We start from the raw sequence: 13,511 nt of genomic DNA, 5'->3' as shown, positions 1-13,511 counted from the left end.
CTATCGCTCGCGCTCGACGACGAACTCCGCTAACTCGAGGAGATAGTCCCTCGATGTCGGATCGGCGACCTCGACGCGGTCCAGCGCCTTGATCGCCCGGTCGGACTCGGCTCGAGCGCGGGCGTTGGCCTCCTCGGGCGTGAGATCTGTCACCTGAACGACCGACGGGCGCTCTAAGGCTGCATCGTGGCCGGTCGGTTTGCCCAGTTCTTCGGGCGCGGCGATCGCGTCCAGAACGTCGTCTCTGATCTGGAAGGCGACGCCGACCCGTTCGGCGTACTCGCCGACTGCTTCGACGATAACCGGGTCCGATTTGGCGGCGATGGCTCCGAGTTCCGCGGCAGCCCGAAAGAGGGCTCCGGTCTTGCGTCGGGCCAGCGTCATGTACTCCGCTTCGGTCTCGGGCTTGGCCGACAGCTCCGTCGCTTCGCCAATACCGAGTTCGACCATCGCTTCGGCGACGACCTGCGTCGCGTTCGGATCAGCAGAAAAGAGGGCGAAGGCCTCGCCGAGCAGGCCGTCGCTGGTGATGATCGCCGGACCGTGTCCGAACTCGGCCCACGCGCTGGTCGTGCCACGCCGCAGCTCCGAGCGATCGATGATGTCGTCGATTACCAGCGATGCGCTGTGGACCAGTTCGATGCCCACGCCGAAATCCACCGCGTCTTCGGCCGTCCCGCCGACGGTTTCACAGGTCAGTAACGTCACCATCGGTCGGACACGTTTCCCGCCCGAGAGCGCCGTGTGGCGAACCTCATCCCTGAGCGTCTCCGGCTCGAGGCCGTCGATAACCTCGACGAGTCGCTCCTCGATCAGCGCCCGACGACGCACCAGCCGTTCCATTGCCAGCGCTTAGGACGGGGGTAAAAAGTACGTGACGGTTCCGCCGAAGCTACGTCTCGTCGACTTCGTCGAACGAGAACGGCTGATCGGTGCTCGGAGACGTCGACGCATCGTCCTCCGATTCCGTCGCGTCGGCGTTCGTCCCCTCCGCGTCGTCCTCCGTCTCTTCTGCGTCGGCAGTTTTCTCGTCCGTCTCGATCGGTGCGTTGCTCGAACCGATGCCCGTCGTTCCGTCGCCGTCAAACGTTTGACCGTCCGTTTCGGGTTCTACGGGGATCTCCTCGGGTATGGACGTCCCCTCCTCGTAGGTCAGTTCAGAGTCGCCGTCCGATTCCCAGGCGGTTATTCCCCGGTCGGTCTCGAAGCGGTCGAGCGCCTCGCTCAGCTGTGCCGCCTGTCCGGCGAGGGAGTTCGCGTTCTCCGAAACCTCGGCGAGCGCCGACGTCTGCTCTTCGGCGGCTGCGGCCACGTGCTGGGCCTCCTGTGCCGTCGTCTCGGAGATACCGGTCGCCGCCGACGTCATCGCGACGACTTCCTGCGTCGAGGCGGCCTGCTCTTCGGACGCCGCGGAGATCTCCTGAACGCCGTCGTTGGTCTGACTCGCGTAGTCCGCGATCTCGTCGAGCGCCGAAGCCGCGTTCTCGACGGAGTCGACGTGCGTCGAGATCCGGTCGGCGGTCTTCTGTACCTCCGTCGCCGTGTGATCCGTCCGCTCGTTGATTCGCTCGAGTCGCTTCTCGATGTCTTCGGCGGTCTCTCTCGTATCTTCGGCGAGCTCTTTGACCTGGGATGCGACGACGGCGAACCCGTTCCCGTCGTCACCACCGGCCCCACCGCGTGACGCCTCGATGTTGGCGTTCAGCGCGAGCATGTTCGTCTGGCGGGCGACGTCGGAGATGAACTCGACCAGTTCGTCGATCTGTTCCATCTCCGCCTCGAGCGCCTTGATCGCCTCGACGGCCTCGTTCGATTCCGACTCGATCTCGTGCATCCCGTCGATCGCTTCCTGTGCCGCTTTCCGTCCGTGTCGGCCCGTTTCTGCCGTCCGTTCGGAGAGATCGGCGACTTCGTTCGACGACGCTGCGATCTGTTCGGTCGTCGTCGAAAGCCCGCTGATCTCGTTCGATACCGCTTGTAAGTGCTGATTCTGTCGATCCGCGCCGTCGGAGATCTCCTGGACGGACTCGGTCACCTGTTCGGATGCCGATCGGACCTCCTCGGCGCTCGTCGTCACCTCTTCGCTCGCGGTCGCGACCTCGGTAGCGAACGTCTTGACGTGTGCGGTCGTCTCCTCAAGCTCGTCGACCATCGAGTTGAACGAGCGGGCGATGTCGGCCATCGCCTCGCTCTCGCTTTCGGGATCGAGCCGCTGGGTCAGATCGCCCGTGGCACACTGGGCCATCACGTCGCGGTACTCGTCCGCTTTCGCCTCGAGGTGCTGGTTTATCGCCTCGGTCTCGGCGCGCGCCTGTTCGGCGTCCTGGCGCGCCGCTTCGGCCTCCTCGATCTGATCCCGTAGCGAGGTGCGCATGCTGTCGAACCCGTCGTACAACCGACCGATCTCGTCGGACCGGGACGTCTCGAGATCGACCCCGAGGTTGCCCTGCTCCATCTCTTTCGTCCGATCGCGCAGTTCGGCCAGCGGAACGACGGTCTGTCGACCCAGGACGACGCCGACGAGTCCGAGCGTGATCAGGCTGACGAGCACCATCGCGATGACGTTGGTACCGACGTCGCTCGCGACACCGTAGGCCTGTTCGGTCGGAACGCTCGTGACGGCGACCCACTGCGTGTCGCCGACCGGCGTGTACGCTCGAACGAACTCCTCGTCCTCGATGCGCGTTAGCCGACCGCCGAGGGCGGCCTCGAGCGCATCCTCGTCGACCGACGTCTCGTCGATCGAGGCGTTTTCGGCCTGCAGGACCGGCGTTCCGTTGGCGTCGATGATGGCCGTCGACGACGACGCTCCTTCCTGTTGGAGTTGCTGGACGCGGTACTCGAGCGTGCCGATGACGACGACGACGCGGTCGTTGCGCTCGGTTACCGGACTGGCGAAGGCCATCACCTGGTCGTCGAGCGACGGCGATTGGTAGGCCGATTCGGAGTTCCAGACCGCGCCGTCGAACGCGAGTTCGCTCGCGAAGTCGGTCGTCGTCCACGGATCCTCGACGTCGTCGAGCGATTCGCCGCGGAGTTCCGCGTCCGTGCTCGTGACGACCTCGCCGTTTTCGGTGTCGACGTAGTGAATCGCCCGCACGTCGACGGACATCCTCGCTTGCGCCTCCACGAGTTCACCCTGGACCGTCTGCGGATCACCCTCCTGTAACACCGGCGAGGAGGACGCCGACCGCGTCTGGACCCGCATCGACTCGACCCAGTCGCCGATTCCGTCCGCCTGTAACTCGGCAGTCGACTCGAGTTGCTCGTTCGAATCGGCTCTAACCGTTTCGTCGATCGCGCCGTGACTGATGAAACCGACCAGGGCGATGACCAGGACGACCGCCAGAATCGAGATTACGAACTTCGCGAGGTATCGCCGTCTGACGAACGACGGCACCAGTTTTTTGATTCCCGACATTACGTGGTCACCCTGTCAATTTCGGCGATTCCACCCTCTGCATCTTGATCGAACTCCCAGTATTCGAACGTTGCGTCCATCACGTCACCGTTATCGTCGAACGACAGCGCACTCGAGGCGCCCCGGTACTCGATGTTTTCCCCCTGTGCCGCGAGTTCGAGACCATCGGCGAGCGTCTTCGGCTCGATCACCTCGCCGGGTCCGTTCGTGACCGTCTGCATGGCGTTTCTGATCGCCGTCCCGTCATTCTGCCCGGCGTAGGCGTTGGCGAGCAAGAGAACGGCCGTCGAATCGTAGGTGTGGGCCGTGAAAATTCCCGGTTCGGCGTCGTACGTTTCCTGATAGAGGTCGGAGAAAAACGCCTCGCCGGGCCCGCCGACCAGCGGTGCCGTTCCGCGGATTCCGTCGATCGAGTGATCGACTTCCTCGTGAAGGCCGCCGTCTCGGAGTCCGTCCGTGACGAGCACGTCGACGTCGCCGATATCGTCGCCCAGATCGCTAAATAACTGCGTGCCCGTCTCCGGATACCCGATCACGATCAACAGCCCTGGATCGTCTGCTCGAGCCCGCTCGAGTGCATCAGCGTAGGAATCGCTCTCCTCGTTTATCGGAACCTGCACCGAGACCGACCCGCCGTGGGTCGCTTCAAACGCCTGCGTAAACGCCTGACTCAGCTGCCAGCCGTAGTCGTTGTTGACGTACATCGTGGCCGCCGTATCGTGGCCGAGGTCCGCCGTGGCCTGCTCGGCGAGGACGACCGCCTGCAACGAGTCCGACAGTGCCGTCCGAAAGACGAGGCCGGCGTCGTTCAGCGCCGTGATCGTCGGCGTCGTCGCCGACGGTGAGCAGCTGACGACCCGGTGCGGGATGAGTACCTGCTGGGTCGCCTGCAGGGCCACGTCGGAAGCCGCCGGCCCGTTGACCATCGGATAGCCCGCGTTGACGAGCTGGGACGCTCGCTGAACGCCCGTCGCCGCGGACGTCTCCGTGTCGACCACTTCGTGCTCGATCTCGAGGTCGATATCGTCTTCGACCTGGGTGATCGGCAGTAACGCGGCGTCACGGATCGGCTTCCCCACGGAACCGAGATCACCGGTGAGCGGTTGCATGATTCCCAGTTTGAGCGTTCGGTCGGTGCGATCTTCGTCTCCGTCGTCGGTATCACCGACGTCGAGTCCGGAAACGCTACTGAGACAGCCAGCGAGACCGCTGCACCCAGCGGCGGCCACCCCCATCAGTAGCTCCCGTCGCCTCGTTCGGAATGACATATCTTCGTATCTGAGCACTAGTATATATAAATACGGGACAATCACCGAATAATTCATAAATTCGGCAACACTTCTACCGAGCTTCGACTGCCATCTGGCTCACAGTCATAATAATTCTTATATTCGAGATAAAAATATAAGCGGAGTAGATACTGTTCGACTATTTCAAGAGTCCTTGTGGATGGCATCGCCGCGCGAACGGTCCGTGAGCGCGGCGATCCCCGCGACCCACTCGCCTCGCACGACGACTCTCGGTCAACACACCGAAAGAATCCCGTCCGCTTTCGGTACCGCTACTGGAACTCTTCGGTCAGCGCGGGCACGACGTCGAAGAGGTCGTCGTGGATCGCGTAGTCCGCGATGTCCATGATCGGCGCGTTGGGGTCCGTATTGATCGCGACGATCGTATCGGAGCCCTTCATCCCAGCAACGTGCTGGACGGCGCCGGAAATCCCGATGGCGATGTAGACGTCGGGCGTGACGACCTTCCCGGACTGGCCGACCTGGCGGTTCTTGGGCAGCCAGCCGTTGTCGACGATCGGTCGCGAGGACGACACCGTCGCGCCGAGCGCCTCGGCGAGGTCCTCGATGAGCGGGATGTTGTCCTCCTCTTCGATCCCGCGACCGACGGAGACGAGCACGTCGGCTTCGCTGATATCGACGTCGCCGCCGGCGACTTCCTCGAAGCCGTTGACGCTCGAGCCGATGGCGTCCTCGTCGATGTCGGCGTCGAACGCCTCGATCGAGGCGTCGCCCGTTCCGTCGCTCTGGGGCCACTCGGTGCTCCGGATCGTGGCGACGGCTTCGCCCTCGAGTTCGTTGGTCGTCTCGACCTTGCCGCCGTACATCTCGCGGGTCGCGATCAGGGTCTCGCCGTCCGTCTCGAGGTCGATCGTGTCGGTCACGACCGGCAGGTCGAGGGCGTTTGCGACGGCGGGTGCGTAGTCGAGTCCGTTGACGCTGTTGGGTGCGAGGACGTACTGCGGGGCGAGTTCGTCGTAGAGCTGCGTGATCGCCTGCGTGTAGACGTCGTGGTTGAACTCCTCGCCGTAGGAAACGGTGTGAATGGCCTCGACGCCGTCGCGGTTGAGTTTCTCCGCGAACTCGTCGACGGTACCGCTGATGACGGCCAGGTGCAGATCGCCGCCGGTCTCGTCGGCCAGTTGGCGGCCCGCGGTGATGATCTCGTAGCTGACGTCGCGCAGCTCGCCGCGGCGGTGTTCCGTGATCGCGAGGACGTCCGTCATGGTGCCACCCCCTTGTCGCGGAGCAGGTCACCCAACTCCGCGGCCGTCTCCTCGGCGCTGCCCTCCCAGATCGTCACGTCGCTCTCGCTTTCCGGCTCGTACATGTCCGTCAGGGTGAGTTCGGCGTCGATCGCGCTCTCGTCGACGCCGAGGTCGGCGAGCGTCTGGACGTCGAGTTCCTTGCGCTGGGCCTGACGGATGCCGCGCAGACTCGCGTAGCGCGGCTCGTTGATCCCCGTCTGGATCGTCAGGACCGCCGGCAGTTCGATCTCTGTCAGCTCCTCGACGCCCCCCTCGAGTTCGCGCCGGACGGAGGCGAGGTCGTCGTCGAACTCGTGCTCCAGGTGGTTGACGACGGCTCCCCACTGTGCGCCGATCTCTTCGGCCAGGGAGACGCCGGTCGCGGCGAAGCTGTCGTCGCCGGCCTGGACGCCTGTAAGGACGAGATCGGGGTCCTCTGCTTCGACGACGCCGCTCAGAATCTCCGTCTTCGCGTTGACGTCGAGCAGATCGACGCCCTCGAGTGAGTCGTCCCAGACGCGGACGGCACGGTCGGCACCCTTGGCGAGCGCCTGACGGATAGTTTGTTCGCACTCTTCAGGGCCGATGGTGACCGTGACGACTTCGTCGGCGATGCCGTCCTCCTGAAGCTGGACGGCCTCTTCGATGGCGTAGTCATCCCACTCGTTGAGGTCGGCACCGAGGTACTGGCTGGCGATTTCAGTGCCCTCGATCTCGAACTCGTCTTCGACGGTCGCGACTTCTTTGACCGTAACGAGGATTTTCATCATCTATCACTGCTACGTCCGTACCGTAAACCTTTTCGAAACGGGCCGTCTCATGGATCGCGTTTATTTACCATTCTTCGCATACTTTCTCGTTTTCCATTACGCAACTGCCAGATATGCCGGCAAAATATTACCAGCGTTTTATTTGAGCGGCTGTTCGATCTTCGAGACGGAAACGGTTTAACGACGCCACTGGTAGTACGCCGTATGGCAGACTGTCCGCTTGCCGACGACTGTCCGAGCTTTTCTGAACGGATCTCTGGAATGGGGTGTCAACACTACGGTGATCGAGGCGGCAAAGAGTGGTGTAACCACTACAGCCAGCCGATCAACGACCTCAAAACCCAGCCCGTCAAACAGGGCGAGGAGGTCGTCGTCGACGTCGTCGACATGCACGAAAGCGGGGCCGGCGTCGGCCGAACCGAGGACGGGTTCATCGTGATGGTCGACGGCGTCCTCCCGGAGGCCCGTGCTCGCGTCGAAATCGTCCGCGTTCACAGCAACCACGCGCGTGCAGAAGAACTCGAGTTGCTGCCGATGGAGTCGGACGAGGACGATGACGACGCGGCTTCGGACAGCAACGACGATGCCGCTGCGGCCAGCGATAACGACGAGGCCGACGACGAGGACGAGACGGGCACGAAACAGCAGCGCGAACGACTCGGCAGTCGCGATAACTTCTGGGGCTCGTAGTCCGACTCGAGTGCCTTCCCGCCGAGTGGACAGTCAGCGGAGCACTCTCGATGGATCGCCCGTTTCGCTCCGACGAGGCGCGGATTTTGGATTCCTTCACCTGCGAACTGCTACCGGACCGATACGGCGCATGCGCTCGTCCCTCTCGCAACAGTTTTCGCAGTTGATGTGCGGTATACTCTCATGGAGCGAATTTCCCTGTCTAATTCGGCGTTCGAAGGCGACAACAATGCGTACCTCTTCGCGGACGGGGCAGAGACGGTACTGATCGATACCGGCGACTGGATGGAGACGACCCGCGAGCAACTCGAGGCGGCGTTCGACGAGCGAGGTCTCGGTCTGGCCGACGTCGATCGGATCTTTCTCACGCACTGGCACGGCGACCACACCGGCCTGGCCGGAACGATTCAGGTCGAAAGCGACGCAGAGGTCTGCGTTCACGCCGCCGACGCGGCGCTCGTGGCGGGGGACGAGGACGCGTGGGCGGAGCTACACGAGTTACAGGAGCGGTATTTCGAACAGTGGGGGATGCCCGAGGACAAACGGGCGGTGCTGCTCGAGTTCATGGCCGACGGAGAGGCGACGACGGAGTCCCCGAGCGTGACTCCGTTCGAGGACGGCGACTCGTTCTCGGTCAACGGGACCGAACTCGAGGTCGTCCACGCTTCGGGTCACGCCGCCGGACTCTGCATGTTCGAACTCTCGGGCGGTAGGGGCGATGCCCCCCGAGAGGTCGTCTCGGGCGACGCCTTGCTTCCGGTGTACACCCCGAACGTCGGCGGCGCGGACGTCCGCGTCGACAACCCGCTCGAGAAGTATCTCCGGGCGCTCCGGCGGATCGTCGACGCCGACTACGACCGGGCGTGGCCGGGCCACCGCGACCCGATCGACGATCCGGCCGATCGGGCGCAGTACATCATCGACCACCACGAGGAACGGTCCTGGCGGGTGCTCGACGCGCTGGACCGAAAGGGGCCCTGCGACACCTGGACGGTCAGCGACGACCTGTTCGGCGACCTCGAGAGCATCCACATTCTTCACGGCCCCGGTGAGTCCTACGCCCACCTCGAGCACTTGGAACGGGCGGGAACCGTCGTCCGTGACGGGGCGACGTATCGGCTCGCCGCCGGCGTCGTCGACGAACTCGCCGCGATGGACGAGAAGCGGTGGGAACTCGAATACTGAATCGCGGCCGTCTTCGCTTCCGTTCTACGATCTTCGTCCTGTGACTCGCTCGAGGCGAGGTCCGCCCGTCACGTCACGGACCGACGGACCGTTCGACGCGTCTCCACTAGCGATGAACGACGACGACGGTGCAGCGGGCCGTACGCAACCGGTTTCCCTCCCGCGAGATGGAACCGGGCTCGAGACCGGACCGGCGAAGCTTTGATCCCGTCGCCGTCTTAGCTACTCGTATGAGCGCACGCGACACCGAAGCCGATCGGGAGCGGAGGCGGTCGCCGTGATCGACGAGGTAGAGGAGTTACTCGCGGAAATCGGATTCGAGCCGGAGACGAGCGTGCTGACCTACCGACAGGCGCAGGTCCTCACGTTGCGCGAACGCGGCGTGTCACAGGCCGACATCGCCGAGTCACTCGGCACCTCGAGGGCGAACGTCTCCTCGGTCGAGTCGAGCGCGCGCGAGAATCTCGAGAAGGCTCGCGAGACGGTCGCCTTCGCGGAGGCGCTCCGGGCCCCGGTTCGCGTCCGCGTCCCCGCCGGAACCGACCTCTACGACGTTCCACAGCTCGTCTACGAGGCCTGCGACGAGAAGGGCGTCAAGGTCGATCACACCGCACCGGACCTGATGAAGGTCGTAAGTGACGCCGCGGGCCGTGCGGTCTCCGGTCGCGAGGTCGCAATGCCGCTGATCGTCGGGGTTACCTCCGACGGGATGGTTCGCGTGCGCCACCAGGAGTAACGACCCGTACCGACTCTCTCACAACGCCCGCTATCGGATCGGCAGACCGAAAGGCGACGGTCGCGTACGCGAGAGCGATGACGTCCGACCTGCCGGAGTCGTTGGCCGAGTCGTGGCAACCGATCGGAACACGTACCGCTGAATCGAGCGTGTTGCTCGCCTCGGTCACCGCCGAGACGACGCTGTACGAACCGATCGACCGGGCCGAGCGACTCTCGGCGATCTCCGCGAGTGAGATCCCGATCCGTTCGCTGTTCGCGGTCACGATGACGGTTTCTCCGTCCCTCTCGGACCTCGGCATCTCGCCGGGGTCGTTTTTCTCGACGGCAGCGCCGAAAGCGAAGGCCCAGTTCGTCGACACCCTCGAGAGCGAGGGGGTAACCGTCGAGGGGACGCGGAACACGCTCGAGTTCGAGGCGACGAACGGAGCGGCGGGCGCGTGGTTCGTACTCGACGCGGGTTTTCCCGTCGAGTCCGAACTGACGGCGTCCGGCGGCGACCGGCTCGACGCGGAGGCCCACGTCGCCGTCTGGCCGACCGAAACGAGCTACGGAATGGCCGGGGGAACGCTGCCGCTCGAGGACTGTGCTCCCGTCGCTGACGGGGACGGGACGACGGATGCGGACGAACCGAGAGTCGGCCTCGACGCCGATCCGGAGCGTGACCGGGAGACGATCGCGGACTTGATTCGGACGGTCGATATCGGTACCGGTCACGACGCTGTCGAATGACGGACGACAGTCGTAACGGCCGCTGATCGCGCTCGTGCGTTCGAAAGACCGCGTTACCCACTACGTTTATTGAGACCGACTCTCAGGGTACCCATATGGGAGATGAGCGTCGAGCGAGTGAGACCGAACCCGAGGCGACGGTCGATCGGTGCGTCGATCCCGAGAGCGCGTTCGACCGCGTCTACGACGCCGTCTACACGCTCGACGCTGAACTGCAGTATACGTCCGTCAACGATCGAGTCAGGGCCCTACTCGAGCGGTCTGCCGGCGACGAAACTGACGGAGCCACCGAACCCGATCGAGCCGATGGATCCGCGTCGCTCGAGTCCGTGATCGAGGGCCTCGAGTCGCTCTTTCGCGAGACGCACGAGTCCGCCCTCGAGCGCCAGCACCCGGTCACCGCCGTGGACCGTCACGAGCCCACCGGCCGCTGGCTCGAGGCGCGATGTTACCCCGACGAGTCGGGCGTGACGGTGGTCGTCTCCGACGTCACCGAGCGCAAACGGCGCAAACGACGGCTCGAAGAGGAAAACAGACGGCTCCGGTCGATCTTCGAAGACGCACACGACGCGATCCTCGTCGCCGATGATGACGAGATATCCGCCGCCAACCCGGCCGCAAGCGAGTTGATCGGTCTCGAGCGATCGGAACTGCGCGGCCGCTCGCTCGCGGAGTTCATCCACGACGATCACGACCTCGAATCGGCCTGGGAGGAGTTCCTCGAGCGGGGACGGCTTCGCGGCTCGTTCTCGCTGGTCCGGCCGGACGGGACGGAACGCGTCGTCGAGTACAACTCCGTCGCCGACGTGTTGCCCGGCGTACATCTCTCGATCCTGCGGGACGTCACCGACGCCCGACAGCGCGAACGGCAACTCGAACACCACCGCGAACGGCTGGCCGCGCTCGATCACGTCAACGGTGTCGTCCGCGAGATCAACGATGCGATCGTCAACGGCTCGACGCGGGACCACCTCGAGCGAGCCACGTGCGAGTCGTTGGCAGACTCGCCGTCCTACGAGTTCGCGTTCATCGCGGACGTCGATACCAAGACGAACACGGTCTCTCACCGCGTCGAAGCGGGGGTCGACGGCTACGTCGAGTCGATCCCGCTCTCGATAGATTCCGACGATTCGGCCGGGCGCGGTCCGGCGGGTACGGCCATCCGAACCGAGACGATACAGGTCTCGAACGACGTGCTCGAGGACCCGTCGTTCGAGCCCTGGCACGAGGACGCCCGCGAGCACGGCTACAGGTCGGCCGCGGCGATTCCGATCACGCACGATAGCGTCCTGTACGGCGTTCTCGGCGTCACGAGTGCGCGCCGAAACGCGTTCACGGACGAGGAACGAGACGTCGTCGGCCAACTCGGCGAAATTCTGGGGCACGCGATCGCCGCCCTCGAGCGCAAACGCGTGTTGCTCGGCGACGACGTGATCGAACTCGAACTCGTCATCGACGACGCCGTCGAGATGTTCGACGCGCCCTCGATGACCGGTCATTCGGTCTGGTTCGATCGCGTCATCCGGATCGACGACGAGCGCTATCTCGAGTACGGAACGACGGACGCCGAGACCCTTCCACTGGTCGAGGAACTCGTCGAGTGTGTCCCCCACTGGAACGAGGTGACGGTGATCGATCGGTCGGCCGGCGACGTGACGTTCGAACTGTCCATCACCGACCCACCGATGTTCGGCGTCGTCGACGCCTACGGCGGCTACGTCGAGGCGGCCGCCATCCACGACGGCGAGTACACTACGACGGTCCACTTCCCCACCGGGACCGACATCCGTGCCGTCGTAGACGAGATCGTGGACGTCTACTCCGGTACGCGGACCGTCGCCCGGAGACAGATTTCCACCTCGAGCGAATCGATCGACCGACTCCAGAATCGCCTGGCGGAGGCGTTGACCGATCGCCAGCGAACGGCCCTCGAGACGGCCTACTACGGCGGCTACTTCGAGTGGCCCCGGCACAGTTCGGGCGAGGAGGTCGCGGCCGCGATGGAGGTGACGCCGGCGACGTTTCACGAACACCTTCGAGCGGCCCAGAAGAAACTCGTCGGAGCGATCCTCGACGAGCCCGATGGTACCACCTGAAACTGTGTTCACAGCCATCGCACACCCATCGCACGGCTATCGTACCCGTCGTGCGAGGGGATGTGCGACCTCGGCCACTCGATCCGCGATTCGAACGGGCGAACCGGCCGACGGGACCGTTCCGTAATTACCTACCCCGCGAACTCGGCCACCGCGTCGACCAGAATGCGGGTTACCTCGACGACCTCGTCGGTGTAGACGAACTCGCCAGCACCGTGAATGTTCTCGCCGTCCGGGCCGACGATCACCGTCGGGAGGCCCGCGCGGTGGCCGAAGTAGTTGAAGTCGCCCACGCTCGAGAAGTACCCGATCGCGGGAGGTCGTCCCGCGACCGACTCGGCGGCCGTCCGCAAGGAACGCACTAGCGGGTGATTCTCGTCAGTGACGTACGGTCCGTAGCGAACGTCTGTCGCGGGTGCCTCGCGGAACCCGACTTCGACCGCCGAGTCGAGACCGAGATCGGCGACGACGCGCTCGGCGTCGGCCAGCACGGAGTCGGCGTCCTCGCCGATCACCACGTGGCGGTCGACCAACAGGCGACAGCGCTCGGGGACCGAGAGCGTCTCCCCACCGCCTTCGATCGATAGCGGACAGACAGAGCCGTCGCCAAGTTTCGGATGCGAGCCGACGTCCATCGCCGCGAGCGCGCCGGCCAGCGCGCCGGCGTCGACCACCGCGTTCCGTCCTCGTTCGGGCTGCGAGCCGTGGGCTGCGCGTCCCCGAACCGTGATGTCGTAGAGAAATCGTCCGCGCGCCCCGAGCAACAGCGCCGGATTCTCGAGTTCCGACTGGGCGAGGATCGGGCCGGGCTCGGTAACGATGGCCGCGTCGCACTCGTCCGTGATACCGTCCCTGAGCAGCTGATTCGCGCCGAGCCCGTAGGGGCCTTCCTCGTCGACGACCGCCGCGAGGACGACGTCGCCTCGAAGCTCGAGGTCCGCGAGCGCCCGGAACGCGACGAGCACCGCCGCGAGCCCGCCTTTCATGTCGCAAGCGCCCTGCCCGTAGCACTTCCCGTCCTCGAGCCGTCCCGAGAGCGGGTCCTCGTCCCACCCCTCGACCAACTGGACCGTGTCGACGTGGGCGTTCAACAGCAGCGTCGGGGCGTCGGGATCCGTGCCTTCGAGCCGCGCGAGGACGTTGTTCCCCTCGTAGCCGGTGATCTCGGGCTCGCTCACCGGCTGGTACTCCGGGTCGAGTCCCTCCTGCTCGAGCCAGTCGTAGACGAACTCGACGATTTCTGCCTCCTCGAAGTACGGACTCCGTATCCGGACGAGATCCTGTAGCAACGCGATCGTCTCGTCGTGGTCGATACCGTCTGCCGGGGTGTGAGAGCGTTTGCTCAT

The 13,511-nt window shown here is 64.7% G+C and carries 11 protein-coding genes; 5 read left to right on the top strand and 6 right to left on the bottom strand.

Annotated elements, in window-relative coordinates:
- The 5 genes from DWB23_RS04930 to DWB23_RS04910 all read right to left on the bottom strand — a co-directional run bounded on the left by DWB23_RS04930 (window position 1) and on the right by DWB23_RS04910 (window position 6,724).
- Window positions 1–843, bottom strand: coding sequence for a polyprenyl synthetase family protein (locus DWB23_RS04930; protein ID WP_121741667.1), 843 nt, complete (start codon window positions 841–843; stop codon window positions 1–3).
- Between the two features lie 49 nt (window positions 844–892).
- The gene (locus DWB23_RS04925; protein WP_121741666.1) at window positions 893–3,421 is read right to left on the bottom strand and encodes a methyl-accepting chemotaxis protein; all 2,529 of its coding nucleotides are present in this window, start codon (window positions 3,419–3,421) and stop codon (window positions 893–895) included.
- Window positions 3,421–4,689 (bottom strand): ABC transporter substrate-binding protein, encoded by a 1,269-nt coding sequence (locus DWB23_RS04920; protein ID WP_121741665.1) that lies wholly within the window; start codon window positions 4,687–4,689, stop codon window positions 3,421–3,423. Before DWB23_RS04920 ends, DWB23_RS04925 begins: the two co-directional genes overlap by 1 nt.
- 293 nt (window positions 4,690–4,982) lie before the next feature.
- A complete protein-coding gene (locus DWB23_RS04915; RefSeq protein ID WP_121741664.1) occupies window positions 4,983–5,936 on the bottom strand; it encodes an electron transfer flavoprotein subunit alpha/FixB family protein in 954 nt (317 codons plus the stop codon).
- Window positions 5,933–6,724, bottom strand: a complete 792-nt coding sequence (locus tag DWB23_RS04910; RefSeq protein ID WP_121741932.1) for an electron transfer flavoprotein subunit beta/FixA family protein — start codon at window positions 6,722–6,724, stop codon at window positions 5,933–5,935. The genes DWB23_RS04915 and DWB23_RS04910 overlap by 4 nt, the downstream gene beginning before the upstream one ends.
- 207 nt (window positions 6,725–6,931) lie before the next feature.
- Here DWB23_RS04910 and DWB23_RS04905 point away from each other — a divergent pair, with 207 nt between their 5' ends.
- The 5 genes from DWB23_RS04905 to DWB23_RS04885 all read left to right on the top strand — a co-directional run bounded on the left by DWB23_RS04905 (window position 6,932) and on the right by DWB23_RS04885 (window position 12,165).
- Window positions 6,932–7,417 carry a TRAM domain-containing protein gene (locus tag DWB23_RS04905; protein WP_121741663.1) on the top strand — a complete coding sequence of 162 codons (486 nt, stop codon included), beginning with the start codon at window positions 6,932–6,934 and terminating at the stop codon, window positions 7,415–7,417.
- Between the two features lie 183 nt (window positions 7,418–7,600).
- Window positions 7,601–8,602, top strand: coding sequence for an MBL fold metallo-hydrolase (locus DWB23_RS04900; protein WP_121741662.1), 1,002 nt, complete (start codon window positions 7,601–7,603; stop codon window positions 8,600–8,602).
- A gap of 277 nt (window positions 8,603–8,879) precedes the next feature.
- Window positions 8,880–9,338 (top strand): Tfx family DNA-binding protein, encoded by a 459-nt coding sequence (locus tag DWB23_RS04895; protein ID WP_121741661.1) that lies wholly within the window; start codon window positions 8,880–8,882, stop codon window positions 9,336–9,338.
- A gap of 77 nt (window positions 9,339–9,415) precedes the next feature.
- Complete coding sequence (locus DWB23_RS04890) at window positions 9,416–10,069, top strand: hypothetical protein (RefSeq protein WP_121741660.1); 654 nt, start codon at window positions 9,416–9,418, stop codon at window positions 10,067–10,069.
- A gap of 95 nt (window positions 10,070–10,164) precedes the next feature.
- Window positions 10,165–12,165 carry a bacterio-opsin activator domain-containing protein gene (locus DWB23_RS04885; protein ID WP_121741659.1) on the top strand — a complete coding sequence of 667 codons (2,001 nt, stop codon included), beginning with the start codon at window positions 10,165–10,167 and terminating at the stop codon, window positions 12,163–12,165.
- A 131-nt stretch (window positions 12,166–12,296) separates the two neighbouring features.
- Here DWB23_RS04885 and DWB23_RS04880 read toward each other — a convergent pair whose 3' ends face one another.
- Window positions 12,297–13,511 (bottom strand): M20 family metallopeptidase, encoded by a 1,215-nt coding sequence (locus DWB23_RS04880; RefSeq protein ID WP_121741658.1) that lies wholly within the window; start codon window positions 13,509–13,511, stop codon window positions 12,297–12,299.

It is taken from the genome of Natronorubrum halophilum (assembly GCF_003670115.1).
In the GTDB taxonomy this organism is placed as follows: domain Archaea; phylum Halobacteriota; class Halobacteria; order Halobacteriales; family Natrialbaceae; genus Natronorubrum; species Natronorubrum halophilum.
This window is presented reverse-complemented; position numbering and strand designations above follow the sequence as displayed.